This is a genomic window from Flavobacterium coralii (assembly GCF_019891545.1).
Taxonomy (GTDB): Bacteria; Bacteroidota; Bacteroidia; order Flavobacteriales; family Flavobacteriaceae; genus Flavobacterium; species Flavobacterium coralii.
The window spans coordinates 108302-123643 of record NZ_JAHDIU010000001.1; the positions used below are offsets into that span (position 1 = coordinate 108302).

Annotated in this window: 11 protein-coding genes; 9 read left to right on the top strand and 2 right to left on the bottom strand. The window is 41.2% G+C overall.

The window, feature by feature from the left end; translation table 11 throughout:
* Nucleotides 1–34: 34 nt before the first annotated feature.
* Together KJK34_RS00540 and KJK34_RS00545 are read right to left on the bottom strand one after the other, a co-directional pair.
* A complete protein-coding gene (locus KJK34_RS00540; protein ID WP_223051895.1) occupies nucleotides 35–958 on the bottom strand; it encodes a bifunctional metallophosphatase/5'-nucleotidase in 924 nt (307 codons plus the stop codon).
* Between the two features lie 2 nt (nucleotides 959–960).
* Nucleotides 961–1743, bottom strand: coding sequence for a 5'-nucleotidase C-terminal domain-containing protein (locus KJK34_RS00545; RefSeq protein ID WP_223051896.1), 783 nt, complete (start codon nucleotides 1741–1743; stop codon nucleotides 961–963).
* Between the two features lie 57 nt (nucleotides 1744–1800).
* On the opposite strand from KJK34_RS00545, the gene KJK34_RS00550 reads away from it, so the two are divergent.
* The 9 genes from KJK34_RS00550 (at nucleotide 1801) to KJK34_RS00590 (ending at nucleotide 15105) form a co-directional block, all read left to right on the top strand.
* On the top strand, nucleotides 1801–2313 hold the full coding sequence (locus KJK34_RS00550; protein ID WP_223051897.1) for a DUF6913 domain-containing protein: 513 nt from the start codon (nucleotides 1801–1803) through the stop codon (nucleotides 2311–2313).
* Between the two features lie 2 nt (nucleotides 2314–2315).
* Nucleotides 2316–3194 carry a 4-hydroxy-tetrahydrodipicolinate synthase gene (dapA, locus tag KJK34_RS00555; protein WP_223051898.1) on the top strand — a complete coding sequence of 293 codons (879 nt, stop codon included), beginning with the start codon at nucleotides 2316–2318 and terminating at the stop codon, nucleotides 3192–3194.
* A gap of 164 nt (nucleotides 3195–3358) precedes the next feature.
* A complete protein-coding gene (locus KJK34_RS00560) occupies nucleotides 3359–4165 on the top strand; it encodes an outer membrane protein assembly factor BamD (RefSeq protein WP_223051899.1) in 807 nt (268 codons plus the stop codon).
* A 15-nt stretch (nucleotides 4166–4180) separates the two neighbouring features.
* Nucleotides 4181–4498 carry a DNA-directed RNA polymerase subunit omega gene (locus KJK34_RS00565; RefSeq protein ID WP_223051900.1) on the top strand — a complete coding sequence of 106 codons (318 nt, stop codon included), beginning with the start codon at nucleotides 4181–4183 and terminating at the stop codon, nucleotides 4496–4498.
* 4 nt (nucleotides 4499–4502) lie between these two features.
* On the top strand, nucleotides 4503–5714 hold the full coding sequence (coaBC, locus tag KJK34_RS00570; RefSeq protein WP_223051901.1) for a bifunctional phosphopantothenoylcysteine decarboxylase/phosphopantothenate--cysteine ligase CoaBC: 1212 nt from the start codon (nucleotides 4503–4505) through the stop codon (nucleotides 5712–5714).
* Nucleotides 5707–6591, top strand: coding sequence for a type IX secretion system protein PorD (gene porD, locus KJK34_RS00575; protein ID WP_223051902.1), 885 nt, complete (start codon nucleotides 5707–5709; stop codon nucleotides 6589–6591). Before coaBC ends, porD begins: the two co-directional genes overlap by 8 nt.
* A gap of 29 nt (nucleotides 6592–6620) precedes the next feature.
* Entirely contained in the window at nucleotides 6621–8273 is a 1653-nt protein-coding gene (gene recN / locus KJK34_RS00580) for a DNA repair protein RecN (RefSeq protein WP_223051903.1), read from the top strand.
* Nucleotides 8274–8323: 50 nt separating this feature from the next.
* Complete coding sequence (locus tag KJK34_RS00585) at nucleotides 8324–9136, top strand: enoyl-ACP reductase FabI (RefSeq protein WP_223051904.1); 813 nt, start codon at nucleotides 8324–8326, stop codon at nucleotides 9134–9136.
* Between the two features lie 290 nt (nucleotides 9137–9426).
* Nucleotides 9427–15105: an Ig-like domain-containing protein gene (locus KJK34_RS00590; RefSeq protein ID WP_223051905.1), complete on the top strand. Its 5679-nt coding sequence runs from the start codon at nucleotides 9427–9429 to the stop codon at nucleotides 15103–15105.
* Nucleotides 15106–15342: the final 237 nt, after the last annotated feature.

Below are 15342 nucleotides of genomic sequence, written 5' to 3' on the forward strand. Positions count from 1 at the left end.
TTTCTAATTCTGAAATCTAACTTCTACATTTAGATTATCCCACATTAATTGTCCTGCCCTTAAAGCTTTTCCTGCCTTTTTCAAAATAGAAGTCAATCTGGCCCAGGTTAATGCCATAGCAGCCCACCTGGTTTACCAATACTTCCTTGCCTTCCAGGTTCTCTGCGACATAAGGTTTGCTTAAAAAAGTGTGGGTGTGCCCGCCAATAATAAGGTCTATGTTTTTGGTGGTGCGCGCCAGCACAAGGTCACTTACCTTTTCTTTGTCTTTATCATAAATAAAGCCCAGGTGCGAAAGGCATATCACAAGGTCGCACTGCTCATCATTTTTAAGGATACGGCTCATATCCTGCGCTACATCTATGGGATTCAGGTAAACCGTTTCTTTGTAGAGTTTTTTATCTACAAGCCCGTCAAGCTGTATGCCCAACCCGAATATACCGACATTAATGCCATCTACCATAAAAATTTTGTAGGGCTTTACAATGCCATCAAGCACTGTATTCTTAAAATCGTAATTAGCCGAAACAAAATCAAAACTGGCGTGGGGCAGTTGCTTGTAAAAACCGTCTATGCCGTTATCAAAGTCGTGGTTGCCCATAGTGGCAAGGTCATACTTCATCATGCTCATTACCTTAAACTCCAGCTCCCCGCCATAGTAATTAAAATAAGGCGTACCCTGAAATATATCGCCGGCGTCCAGCAGCAGCGTGTTGGGGTTCTCTGCCCTTAGTTGTTCTACAAGTGTAGCCCTTCGCGCTGCCCCGCCCATGTTGGGGTGCTTGGGGTCGTCTGCGGCAAGCGGGTCTATATGGCTGTGGGTGTCGTTAGTATGCAGTATGGTAATGCGTTTTGTACCTTCGGTATCAGGTATGTTGGCAAAACTGCTTAATGAAAGCCCGCCTAATACCATTGCCGATCCTGCTGCCGATTTTTGTATAAAATCTCTTCTTCTCATTTTTACTGCTCAATTATTATACGTTCAGAGGTATTAACCGGCAAAGTGTCAACTTCCTTAAAATAATCAATATACAGGTTTCTCAGCTTGTAGTCCATATCGTAAGATGCGGTTGCTTTTTTAAAGAAATCCATGTGGTCGCCGCCGTTGCTCAGGTAGTCAGATGTTGCAACATAATAAATCCTGCTGTTATCTACCGGTTGCCCCTGCACGGTAACCCGCTTAACCGAATTGTCTTTATCCATCACAATCTGCATCCCGGCGAGCGGGTGGGGTTTGCGCTCGTTGGCAATATAGGCTGCAATTTCCCATATCTGTTGTCCTTTCAGCGCCATAATAATAAGGCTGTTCTCAAAAGGCATAATCTCATAAGCGGTTCTGGCGGTTACAAAGCCCTGTGGTATTGTTGCGCGTATGCCGCCGTGGTTCAGCAGGCATATATCTACATGCTTTTTTTCGCGGATGTAAAATATCTTGTCGGCTTTTTCAAAGGTTACATCGGCCATAAGGTTGCCAATATTGGTTTGCCATTTGCCTTTGCTTTTATCAAAAGTTACGGGAGACCATGCTAAAACACTGTCAAGGTCGTTATCAATGTGCTCACGGTAGGGCGCTATAAAATTTTCTATCTGGCTGTCGGGGGCATACTGTTCCGTTACCGGGATTTTTTTGCCGTCAACCCTGTTGCTGTAAAATTTTTTAGGCCCGCAGGAAATAAAGGCAAAAAGAGTTAAAAATAACACAAACATATAATATGCAGCGTTATTCTTTTTTAGGTTTATCATTTGTGATGACACTTATTTGAAGTAATTTTGCATTCAATCAGTAAAGGTAAGATGTTTTTGAAGTTTATTAAAAACTTTGGCTTAAAAAAAACCATTAAGAAATTATTAGCCAAATATCAACCGGGCCCTATGCCCGATGCCGTTAACACAGTAGGCGTAGTTATAGACGAGCGGTATTTTAACGACAGGAACGCCATTGTAAAAGAGCTTGTTAAGCATGGCATAGCCGAAAAAAACATTGAACTGCTGAGCTACAGGGAGCGGCTTAATGCAAAAGAAACGGTAGACTGCTGCTACTATACTTATAAAGATATAGATGCCGACGGTAACTTTAAAAAAGATGATGTTGCGGCATTTATAAATAAGCCGTTTGACATGCTGGTAAGCTATTATGATACGGATAGTTTTCCGCTTATGCTGGCAACGCTTAAGAGTAATGCAAAGTTTAAAGCAGGCTTTTCGTCAACAGATAGCCGCCTCCATCATTTTATGGTAAATACTACGGCAGAAAAACACAAAGAGTTCTTAGCAGAGCTTTTTAAATATTTAAAAATCTTAAACAAAATATAACTATGCAGGCATTAACAGGTACAGGCGTAGCGCTGGTAACCCCTTTTAAAAAAGATTTTTCAGTAGATGTTGAGGCACTGAAAAGAATTGTAAACTTTCAGGCAGATAACGGTATAGATTACCTTGTGGTACTGGGTACCACAGCAGAGTCTGCAACGCTGTGCAAAGAAGAAAAACAGCTTGTTATAGATACTGTTACAGAAGCAAATGCAGGCCGCCTGCCGCTTGTTTTAGGAGTAGGAGGTAATAATACCTATGAAGTTTGCGAAGAATTAAAAAACCGAAACCTTGAGGCTTTCACCGCTATACTATCGGTATCGCCATACTATAATAAACCAACCCAGGAGGGTATTTACCAGCATTTTAAAGCTGTGGCACAGGCGTCTCCGCTGCCAATTATCCTTTATAACGTTCCGGGCAGGACGGCAAGCAATATGCTCCCTGCAACGGTGATGCGCCTTGCGAATGACTTTGATAATATTATCGGCATAAAGGAAGCCGCCGGAGATATCGTTCAGGCTATGAAGCTTATGCAACATGCACCAAAAGGCTTTTTAGTAATATCGGGAGATGATATGATAACCCTGCCAATGGTGCTTGCAGGCGGGGCAGGGGTAATATCTGTAATTGCAGAAGGTTTCCCGAGGCAGTTTTCAGACATGGTGCGCCTGGGTCTTGAAAGAAAAGCAGATGAAGCTTATAAACTGCACTACCTGCTTGCCGATGCTATAGACATGATCTTTGAGCAGGGTAACCCTGCGGGTATAAAAGCTGTGTTTAAATCACTCGGGCTTTGTGAAGATGTTTTAAGGCTGCCGCTTGTAAATGTGAATGACGACCTGGCAGGCCGCATTGATGCTTTTGTAAAGAAAGTAGTATAGGTTACAATAAAATATTTATATATGAGTTAAAGGAGATGCCGCAAGGCATCTTTTTTATGTACAATTGGCTGCGAAAAAAAGATTTTGTAGTGTGTAATTATTAACTAAATTTGCAGTTGCTTTAAAATCCGGCGGCGGCTGTGGCTAAAACTTAATCCAGACAAATGGCGAAATACCTATACATATTATTAATTGCCGTAGTATTTACATCTTGCAGCGAATACCAGAAAGCGCTTAAATCTGAAGATTTAAAGCTGAAATATGAAGTTGCAGATAAAATGTATGAGAGTGGCAAATATTCTAAAGCCATACGCCTTATAGAACAGATATCGCCTTCATATAAAGGAAAAAGGCAGGCAGAAAAGCTGTTTTATATGTACCCGATGGCATTATACAATACAAAACAATACTATACTGCCGGCTACCAGTTTGAATATTTTACCTCTACATATCCTATGAGCGAAAAGCTCGAGGAGGCTTCTTTTCTTGGTGCCAAGAGTTATTATATGCTTTCCCCTAAATATTCGCTTGACCAGGAAAGTACCTATAAGGCGCTTGACAAGCTTCAGCGTTTTATAGACCGTTTTCCTAACAGCCAGTTTATGCCGGAGGCCAACCTGCTGGTTAAAGAGCTTAATGAAAAACTTGAAAAGAAAGCTTTCGAAATTGCAAAGCAGTACCACACTACTGCCGAGTACTTTGGCGACTTTAACGCTGCAATTAAATCGCTTGATAATTTTATACTGGATCATCCGGGTACTATCTTTAAGGAAGATGCCCTATACTATAAGTTCGATGCGGCCTATACACTTGCCATTAATAGTGTGCAGTCTAAAAAGCTGGAAAGGCTTGAGGCTGCCAAAGGCCACTATGCAGCGCTTATAAAGTTTGCCCCTGAAACGAAATACCGCAAAGAGGCAGACGAAAAACTGGAAAAGCTGAATGCTGAATTACAACAAATATCTAAATAATAACGAGTCATTTTTATGGATTTAAAGAAAACCCATGCTCCCGTAAACACTGTTACCTACAACAAGAGCAAGATTGAGGAACCGACCGGTAACGTATACGAGGCTATAACCATTATAGCTAAAAGGGCTAACCAGATCAATACCGAAATTAAAAAGGAACTGATCGAGAAGCTTGAGGAGTTTGCTACTTATAATGACAGCCTTGAAGAAATTTTCGAAAACAAAGAACAGATAGAAGTTTCCAAGTTTTACGAAAAGTTGCCAAAGCCTCATGCACTTGCTGTAGAAGAGTGGCTTGACAACAAAATATCATACAGGGAACCAAACAAATAACAGCATGTCAGTTTTAAGCGGTAAAAAAATAATACTGGGTATATCCGGTGGCATTGCCGCATATAAAACAGCATCGCTGGTAAGGCTTTTTATAAAGGCAGGTGCACAGGTACGCGTTATCATGACACCTGCCGCTAAAGATTTTGTTACCCCGCTCACACTATCCACACTATCCAAAAACCCTGTAAATTCTTCTTTTTACAATGAAGAAGATGAAAATGCGGTGTGGAACAACCACGTAGAGCTGGCACTTTGGGCGGATTTATTCCTTATTGCCCCTGCCACAGCCAACACACTTTCTAAAATGGTATCGGGCAGTGCCGATAACCTGCTTATAGCTACCTATCTTTCTGCTAAGTGCCCTGTTTATTTTGCTCCGGCTATGGACCTTGATATGTACAGGCACCCTTCAACCCTTACAGCTTTTGAAAAACTTTCCGCATACGGTAACATCATGATACCTGCCGAATCCGGTGAGCTGGCAAGCGGGCTTTCGGGCGAGGGACGCATGGCTGAGCCGGAAAATATTGTAGCTTTTATAGAAAAGCATTTAGAAGATGCATTACCGCTTCGCGGAAAAAAAATACTGGTTACCGCAGGCCCAACATACGAAGCTATAGACCCTGTACGTTTTATAGGAAACCATTCATCCGGTAAAATGGGATATGACATTGCTATTGCCGCCGCAAATGAAGGTGCCGAAGTAATACTGGTTAGTGGGCCAACGCACCTGCAACTGAAACATGATAATGTAAAGCTCTTGCGGGTTACCTCGGCAGAAGAAATGTATAATGCCTGCCATGAGTATTTTGCTAATGTTGATGTTGCCATTGCAGCCGCAGCGGTAGCTGATTACAGGCCAAAAACAGTGGCATCGCAAAAAATAAAAAAGGCAGATGCAGAGTTTACCATAGCATTAGAAAAAACTAAAGATATACTGGCATCATTGGGTGAAGCAAAACAGCAGCAGTTTTTAGTAGGCTTTGCGTTAGAAACAGAAAATGAAAAAGAAAACGCAAGGCTTAAGATTAAAAGAAAAAACTTAGATTTGATTGTTTTAAACTCGCTTAATGATCAAGGCGCCGGTTTTGGCAAGCCAACGAATAAGGTTACTTTTATAGATAAAGACTTTAATGAAGAGGATAAAGAGCTTAAAGCCAAAGAGGCTGTTGCAAAAGATATAATTGATAAGATAAAAGCACATTATAATGTTTAGATGGTTAACAATAATAGCGGTACTGTTTGCTTTTAGTGCACAGGCACAGGAGCTTAACTGTACAGTTACCGTGAATGCCGACAGGGTTACCGATGCAAATACACAGATTTTCAGGACGCTGGAAACCTCATTAAATGAGTTCATGAACAGTACCCGCTGGACATCGCGCAACTTTAGCAGGAATGAACGTATAGACTGTTCTATCTACATCAACGTATCGGCTTATGACTCTAACAGCTTTAGCGCTACCATGCAGGTACAGTCGTCAAGGCCGGTATATAACAGTACGTATCAGTCGCCTATATTAAACTTTAATGATAAGGATATAAGTTTCAGGTACCTCGAAAACGAGACATTGCAGTATAACCCGAATGCTTTTACCTCTAACCTTATTGCACTGATGGCCTATTACGCCAATATTATAATTGGTATGGATGCAGATACGTTTGAGCTTAACAGCGGTACACCTTACTACCAGGCTGCGCAAAACATGGTGGGGCTTGCACAGGGCAGCGGCTACAGGGGCTGGGGGCAGCAGGATGGTAATCAGAACAGGTTTTTCTTAATTACCGACCTGTTATCAAACACGTTCAGCCCGTTCAGGCAGGCGCTTTATGACTATCACAGGCAGGCGCTTGATGTTATGTCTGATAACCCCAAGACAGGAAAAGAAAAAGCACTTGATGCTATAAAAACGCTTGCAGAGGTTAACAAAGTGCGCCCGAATGCGTTTCTTACCCGTATCTTTTTTGATGCCAAGTCAGATGAAATTGTCTCGATTTTTTCAGACGGCCCAATGGTAACCATAACCGGTCTTGTAGATACGCTAAACAGGATATCTCCGCTTAATTCTTCCAAATGGAGTAATATAAAATAGTACATTTGTGCAAAACACCGCACATTGGTATGTTGCAAACATTACACATTAAAAACTTTGCTCTTATAGAGCAGCTACATATAGATTTTTCGGAAGGCCTTTCTATCATTACAGGCGAAACCGGTGCAGGTAAGTCAATACTTTTGGGTGCGCTGGGGCTTGTTTTGGGCAACCGTGCCGATTTAGGTTCGCTTAAAGATAAAGAACAGAAATGTGTTGTAGAAGCACATTTTAAAATAAGCGATTATAACCTTAAAACTTTTTTTGCCGATAACGACCTTGATTATGATGATGTAACCATAATAAGGCGAGAAATATTACCGTCAGGAAAATCGAGGGCATTTGTTAATGACAGCCCTGTTAACCTGCAGGAACTGCAACAGCTTGGCAATCATCTTATAGATATACATTCGCAGCAGCAGACAAGGGAGCTGTCAGATGAGCAATACCAGCTTTACATTTTAGATGCCATTGCGGGCAACAATCACCTGCTTGCAGAATATAAAAAGCAGCTTTCCTTATATAAAAGTTTAAAGAAGCAACTTATAAAGGCGAAAGAGCAAAAGGAAAGCCTTACCAAAGAATATGACTACAACAGTTTCTTACTTAAGGAACTTACAGATGCCAACCTTAAAGCAGGCGAGCAGGAAGAAATGGAAGCTGAACTTGAAAAACTCAGTAATGTAGAGTTTATTAAAGAATCGGTAGCCAAAGCGCTTGCCATTGCGGAAGATGAGCAGATAGGCGTAATACAAAATCTTAAAGAAATAAAAAGCACACTGCAAAAAATAAGTGGTTTATCTGTAGGTTACAGCCAGTTCTATGAAAGGGTAAACAGCGTACTTATAGAGTTTGATGATATTGCAGCAGGGCTTCGGGAGGATGCCGACCTACTGTCGGACGACCCGGAGAGGCTGGAATTAGTAAACCAAAAGCTGCAATTAATTTACAGCCTGCAAAAAAAGCATACCGTTTCTACTGTAGAAGCGTTAATAGCAATTCAGCAGGAACTGGAAGGAAAGGTATTGCAGTCGGACGAACTGGATGCCACGATTGAAAAACGTGAAGCAGAGCTTTTGGATATAGAAAAAGCAACAAATGAAGCAGCGGCAGCGCTCTCTGAAAAAAGAAGTGCGGCCATACCTAAGCTAGCCGACAATATAACAACTATACTTTCTCAGCTTGGTATGCCCAATGCACGCTTTAAATTTGAACTTACCCCATCCGGTAATTACTATGATAATGGCACCGATACTATAAACCTGATGTTCTCTGCCAACAAAGGGACCGATTTTGGGCTGCTGAAAAAAGTAGCTTCGGGAGGTGAGATGTCGCGTATTATGCTTGCGGTAAAATCGGTACTGGCAGGATATTCTAAACTCCCTACTATAATTTTTGATGAGATAGATACCGGGGTTAGTGGAGAGATATCCAATAAAATGGGAGACATTATGAAAGAGATGAGCAAAGCCATGCAGGTTTTTGCCATAACACATTTACCGCAGGTAGCTGCAAAGGGTGACAGCCACTATAAAGTGTTTAAGAGCATACAGGGCGAAACAACTGTTTCTGAACTTAAAGAACTGACAGGCGAGGGCAGGGTGCAGGAAATAGCCGAAATGCTTTCGGGCAAAGACATTACCGATTCTGCGCTTAACCACGCAAGGGCGTTGCTTAACTGAAAAAATGCTATATATTTGTTTTTGATATAAACCAGCAAACTCTAATTGATATGCATAATTTACTAAAGGGCAAAAGGGGGATTATTACCGGAGCCTTAGACCAGAATTCTATAGCCTGGAAAGTGGCTGAAAAAGCACATGAGCAGGGGGCAACATTTGTATTGACCAATGCGCCGATTGCCATGCGTATGGGCGAAATAAAAAACCTTGCCGAAAAAACTAATTCAGAAATTATTCCGGCTGACGCTACCAATGTAGATGACCTTGCCAACCTTTATACAAAAGCCCAGGAAATACTTGGCGGTAAAATAGATTTTGTATTACACTCTATAGGTATGAGTGTTAACATCCGTAAGAACATACCTTATACAGAGTCTAATTACGATTACTTTATGAAAGGCATAGATGTATCTGCACTTTCATTACATAAAATGCTTAGCGTTGCCATGAAAATGGACGCAATAAGTGAAGGCGGAAGTGTTGTGGCGCTTACCTATATGGCTGCACAGCGCACCTATCCGTTCTATACTGATATGGCAGATATTAAAGCAATGCTTGAGTCTATAGCGCGCAGCTTTGGTTACCATTATGGTGTAGAGAAAAAAGTGCGTGTTAATACTGTGTCTCAGTCGCCAACAAAAACAACTGCGGGAACAGGTATTAAAGGCTTTGGTGATTTTTACAGCTATGCCGACTCTATATCGCCATTAGGCAATGCAGATGCCGAATCATGTGCAGATTACTGTATTACATTATTTTCAGACCTTACACGCATGGTTACCATGCAAAATCTTTTCCATGATGGAGGTTATTCATCTACAGGTGTAAGTTTTGACGTTATGGATAAGTTTGCGACTGAATAAATTATAAATACACAATATTTTAGTTATAAAAAGAGCCCATTATAGGCTCTTTTTACATTTATAACTTGATAGACACATTAAAATGTTATGAATTAATAAATTTTAAATCCTTATTTTAACATAATTTTTTGGTTTGTTTCATTTTTAAATCATAAATAACTATCTAAACAATGTTAATTTATATAAATTGTGATGTATGTGTATAAAAATGCATTAATGTTATAAATAGCGGTTAGAGTGTAATAAAAAGTTATAATTTTATTAAGTTTTAAATTAATTATTTACTTTTTATGAAAAAATTTACTTTAATTGCTATGATGCTCTTTATCGTCACTGCAGGTTTTGCGCAAGCTTCGCTATATAGCTTCGCACAATCTACAGGGACGTACAGCCCCATTACCGGGGGGACTGTCCTGGCTACGTGCACCAGTTGTACGGACAGCTACGACTCAAGTTCTTTTGTTATTACTTTACCAACCCCGTTTACCTTTAACGGAACTTCTGTTTCGTCGGTGGTAATGCGTACTGACGGGTCGCTTGTGCTTGGTTCTACAACCACGGGCACCAGTACAGGGCCAATTGCTGCTACAACTACTGCAACAGGAATTGCTTCTGCTTTGGGTATGGATTTAAGGACCTCTACAATTACGGGTACCGTTTTTGAATTGCGTTGGGAAGATACCGGTTCAGAATATGTGTTCCAGTGGCAAAACGCTGCGCGTTGGTCTCAGGGTAACGCTGAGAAACTTAATTTCCAGATTCGTATAGTAAAAGCAACAGGGGTTATCTCTTTTGTTTATGGCGAAATGTCCGGCGTTGCCGACTCTACAACTTATCAGCCACAGGTTGGCTTAAGAGGTGCTTCTAATGCCGATTATAATAACAGGCGTGTAACAACCACCGTTCCTGACGATTCACCATCTTGGGAAGATACTGCTGCCGGAACAAGCAACAGTCATACTGTAAGGTTTACATCAGGTACACCTGCTGCTTTCCCTGCAAATGGCTTAACTTATACATATTCTCCGCCACCTCCATGTACGGGTACTCCTGTAGCAGGTACAGTAAGCGGAAGCCTTTCAAGGTTTGTATGTAATGGTTCTACACCTGCTGCTATAGCAGTTACGGGTGTATCAGCAGCCGTACCGGGTATAAGCTACCAATGGGAGCAGTCTTTAAATGGTACAGACTGGACTAACGCTACCGGTGGTACAGGTGCTACTACAACTTCATATACACCTCCGGTATTTAATGGTACTACAATACAGTACAGGTTTAAAGTAACCTGCGCAGGCAGTTCAGAGTCGGCAGTTACAAGTGCTGTCTCTATAAATAATGAATCTTCATCAGTATCTCAAGCTACGGCACTTGCTGTAACTGCTGATAGCGCTACACCAACATCATTTGGCGTAAGCTGGACAAACGGTACAGGTAACAGGAGGATTGTAGTGATAAGTGATGCTGCAATAACAGATCCTGTTAACCAGACAGGTGCAGCCGCTATTACGGCAAATAATGTTTATGCAGGTACAGGCCAGCAAATAGTTTATGAAGGTACAGGCAGCAGCGCTACAATTTTAGGGCTTAACTGTAATACAAGTTATAATGTAAAAGTATTTGAATATAACCGTTGCGGCTCAGGCCCATATGATTTTATCTTCAGCCCTGTGTCAGAGACAAATGCTATAACATTTACTACTCCGTCTCCGGCTACTGCTGCGGCTTTACCGGTAACAAACAACTTTACAGGGTTTACCGGTGCTAACCTTCCTGCTGCTGTTGCCGGCTGGTATGAAGGTGCAATACCTACAGCTGCCGCTACAACCCCGGGAACATCATACCCTGGTGGTAATGCTTCTAACTGGGTTAATTCATCTGTTTTAGGAGGTACTACTGCAAGGGTAAACTTATATACTAACACAAGGAATGAGTGGATTATAAGCCCGAAAATTCAACTTACAGCCAACTCAAGGCTTAAGTTTAAAGCGGCTATTACAAACTGGAACTCTGCAGCTGCTGATGCAACCGGAATGCAGGGTACAGATGATAAGGTGCGTGTAATGGTATCTACAGACGGATGTGGTGTAAACTGGACTCCTGTTTTTACATTTGATGCTGCAAATACAACTACACTTACTAACGTACTGACTGATTTTGAAGTGCTTTTAACAGCATATAACGGACAGACAATACAAATTGCTTTCCAGGCAATTGATGGGCCAACGGATGATACGTCAGACTATGATTTCCATATTGGTGATATAGTTGTTGAAGAAGTTCCGGCGTGTGATATACCTGTACTTGCTGAGTCAACTAACATTGATAAGGATAGTGTAACTATTAACTGGGCAGCACCTTCTACAGGTACACCAACAGGTTATGAATATGTAGTTTCTGCAACAAACGCAACACCTGCAGGTGCAGGCACGGCTGTTACAGGTTTAACGGCTAACGTGTCAGGCCTAAGTGCTTCTACTGATTATTATGTATTTGTAAGAAGCGTTTGCGGTGCAGGAGTTTACAGCGACTGGACAGTTGCAGGTGAATTTACAACACTGTGCGATTATCCTGAAATACTTACTACCACACCGGATGAAGTTTGCGGTATAGGTACAGCATCTTTATCGGCTACTGCTACAGGTGGTACAATTAAATGGTATGCAGCTGCCAATGGCGGTGCTTCACTTGCAACGGGTGCTAACTTTACAACGCCTGAAATTTCTGAAACTTCTACATATTATGTAGTTGCAGAAGGTGTAGGAACTTCTGTATCTGGCGGTCTTATTGCTCCTAACGCATCATGGACAGGTTTTGCTTCAGAAGACTGGGGTATAGTATTTAATGCAAATACTGATGTTACCGTAAATTCAGTAGATGTATATTCTACAACTGCAGGAACTTTAGATGTTATGGTTGTTAATGCTGCGGGCGAAGAACTTTTCTCTACAGGTAGCCTTCCTGTAGCAGCAGGAGGCACTACAACACCTACAACCATTCCGCTTAACATTTCTGTTACTCAGGGTAACGGTTACAAAATACTTGTTAAGAGCTATACAGGTGTAAGTCTTATAAGAGGTTCTGTAAGTGGTTTTCCTTATGTTAACGATAACATAAGCGTAACGGCAAGCGAGTGGGGTGGTACTACAACTGGTACTTATTATTTCTTTTATAATATACAAACTACAGGTGTTTGCGCAGGTGCAAGAACCCCGGTTACTGTTACTGTTACTGATGCTCCTGAAATTGAAGTTACAGCAACTGAAGAAGCAATTTGTATCGGAGAAAGCACGCAAATTTCTGTAACAAGTGCCAACACAGATTATACTTATGTATGGACTCCGGGTGATTTAACAGGTGCTGCACAAACAGTAACTCCTGCCGAGACTACAACTTATACTGTAACAGCTACCGATGCTGTTTCGGGATGTGTTGCACGTGAAGAGATAACTATTACTGTAAATATGCTTCCTTTTGCAGAGGCTGTACAGTCTGACGTAGCTATATGTGAAGGTAGCATAGGCCAGCTAAGTGTTGTTGGAGGCCCTGTAAGCGGAGATGCTGTTATGGGTACAGGTACAACAGCACCAAGTACTACTTCATATCCTAACCCGTTCAGTGCTTACTATGGCGGCGCTAAAACACAGATTTTGTTCAGGTCATCAGAACTTGAAGCGCAAGGCCTTGTTGAGGGGACTGAAATCAGCTCACTTTCTTTCGACTTCTTTGCTTCTGTAGCTAATACAGCAAATGACCTTACTATACGTATTGGTACTACTGACAGCGACCAGTTAACAGCAGGTTTTGATTCAACCGCAAACCTGGTTACTGTTTATAACGCAAACTTTACACCTGTTGCAGGTACTACAGGACTTGTGCCATTTAACTTTAGTACTCCTTTTATCTGGAACGGAGACAACATTATAGTTGAGGTAGTACACAACCAGGGTAACAACGGTAATGGTTCTGGTACAAGGACAAGAACAACAACTACATCTTTTAACAGTGTTTATTATGGAGCTGTTGATGGTGTAACTCCTGCAGGTGCAGCAAGTATTGATTCACTTGATGAAGATGATTTTGATACAGACGGTACTTCAACATCAAGGCCAAATATTGTATTTAATCATGAACTGAATACAACTGTTGTATGGTCTCCTGCTGCCGGTTTATTTACTGATGCCGGAGCAACAACTCCTTATAACGGAGAGAATGTATCTACAGTTTATGTTATGACAGCTGCTGCTGCAACTTATACTGCAACAATTACAAGTGAGGCAGGTTGTACTTCAGATGTTACTATAAATGTAACAATTACAGATACCCCTGCGCCAACTGTAGCTGATGCTGCACAAACACTTTGTGCCGGTGCTACTTTAGAAGATATCACCATAACAGGTACAGATATACTATGGTATGCCGCTGCAACAGGTGGTGAATCTCTTGAAGATGATACAGAGCTTACAGATGCTACTGTATATTATGCAAGCCAAACGGCTGATGGTTGCGAAAGTAATGAAAGGACTGCAGTTACAGTTACAATTTCTACTGTTGCAACACCGGTAGTTGCTATAACACAACCGGGTTGCGGAGATACAACAGGCTCTGTAACGGTTACAGCTCCTGTAGGTGCTGAATATACTTACAGCATAAACGGTACCGACTATCAGGCATCAGCTACGTTTGATGGCCTTGCAGAAGGTATTCACACTGTTTATGTAAAGAATGAAGATGGTTGTACATCTATACTTGATGTAACTATTGAGGCAGCTCCTGTAGTTCCTGTGGCCCCTGAGGTTACTGCAACACAACCGGGTTGCGGAGATACAACAGGTTCTGTAACAGTTACAGCTCCTGTAGGTGCCGAATATACTTATAGTATAAATGGTACTGACTTCCAGGCATCAGCTACATTTGATAACCTTGCAGCAGGTACATATACTGTTACTGTAATGAATACAAGCGGTTGTACATCTACACTTGATGTAACTATAAATGCTGCTCCGGCAACTCCTGCTACACCGGTGGTTGATGTAATACAGCCTACTTGTGCCGTTGCAGGTACAATTACAGTTACGGCTCCTGTAGGTGCTGAATATACTTACAGCATAAACGGTACAGATTTCCAGGCTTCAGCTGTATTTGCTGATGTTGCTCCGGGAACTTATACTATTACAGTTAAGAACGATGCAGGTTGTACTGCTGCTTTAACAGATGTTGTTGTTAACGATACTCCGGTAGTGGCTGCTCCTGTGGCAGATGCTAACCAGTCATTCTGTAACGGTGCTACTGTAGAAGAACTTGAAGCTGAAGGCGAGGACATTCTTTGGTATGCTGATGAAACAGGAGGTGAGCCTCTTGCTGATGATACTGTATTGGTAGATGGTACTACTTATTATGCATCTCAGACTATAGAGTGCGAAAGCGAGGGCAGGACAGCTGTAACTGTTATGGTTACTACGGTTGCTGCACCAACAGGTGAAGCTGTACAGGTTATAACTGTAAATAACGCTGCTGACGCAACTCTTGAAAACTTAGTTGTTGATGCTGAAGAAGGTGCAGTTATTACATGGTATGCTTCTGAAGAGGATGCTGCTAACGGTGATAACCCGCTTGCACTTACAACACAATTAGAAGACGGTGTTACTTATTATGCCACACAAACTGTTGGCGATTGTACAAGTGTTGCAACACTTGCTGTAACGGCTAATGTTGTGCTTGGCACTACAGGTTTCGATAAAGATACATTCTCTTATTATCCTAACCCTGTTAAAGATGTACTAAATATTACATCTGCTTCAGAAATAACTTCTGTTTCGGTATTTAACATGCTTGGACAGCAGGTAATGGCTGTACAACCGGGTGTTGTTAATGCATTACTTGATATGTCAGTACTATCAGATGGAACTTACCTTATTAATGTAACTGCTGGTAATAGTGTGAAAACTATTAAAGTGGTAAAGAAACAGTAAGTTTTCATTTGTAAAACGCATAAAAATGCTTTAAGCCGCAGGGAATTCCCTGCGGCTTTTTTATTTCGTAAGTATTACTATACAAATAATGTTTCCTGAATAAAATCTCAATATTAAAATAATGTTAAAATTTTAACAATTAAATAAAGTCATTGAGTTTTTTGCTGATAGAGGTATTTTTTATTAATTTTTATAACACAAACGTTAATTTTAATTAAAAAATTATTTACAATGTAT

Bases quoted from the DNA above. Each gene is read 5' to 3' on its own strand.
- KJK34_RS00540 (WP_223051895.1), bottom strand. From the start codon at position 958: ATGAGAAGAAGAGATTTTATACAAAAATCGGCAGCAGGATCGGCAATG.
- KJK34_RS00545 (WP_223051896.1), bottom strand. From the start codon at position 1,743: ATGATAAACCTAAAAAAGAATAACGCTGCATATTATATGTTTGTGTTA.
- dapA (WP_223051898.1), top strand. From the start codon at position 2,316: ATGCAGGCATTAACAGGTACAGGCGTAGCGCTGGTAACCCCTTTTAAA.
- KJK34_RS00560 (WP_223051899.1), top strand. From the start codon at position 3,359: ATGGCGAAATACCTATACATATTATTAATTGCCGTAGTATTTACATCT.
- KJK34_RS00565 (WP_223051900.1), top strand. From the start codon at position 4,181: ATGGATTTAAAGAAAACCCATGCTCCCGTAAACACTGTTACCTACAAC.
- coaBC (WP_223051901.1), top strand. From the start codon at position 4,503: ATGTCAGTTTTAAGCGGTAAAAAAATAATACTGGGTATATCCGGTGGC.
- porD (WP_223051902.1), top strand. From the start codon at position 5,707: ATGTTTAGATGGTTAACAATAATAGCGGTACTGTTTGCTTTTAGTGCA.
- recN (WP_223051903.1), top strand. From the start codon at position 6,621: ATGTTGCAAACATTACACATTAAAAACTTTGCTCTTATAGAGCAGCTA.
- KJK34_RS00585 (WP_223051904.1), top strand. From the start codon at position 8,324: ATGCATAATTTACTAAAGGGCAAAAGGGGGATTATTACCGGAGCCTTA.
- KJK34_RS00590 (WP_223051905.1), top strand. From the start codon at position 9,427: ATGAAAAAATTTACTTTAATTGCTATGATGCTCTTTATCGTCACTGCA.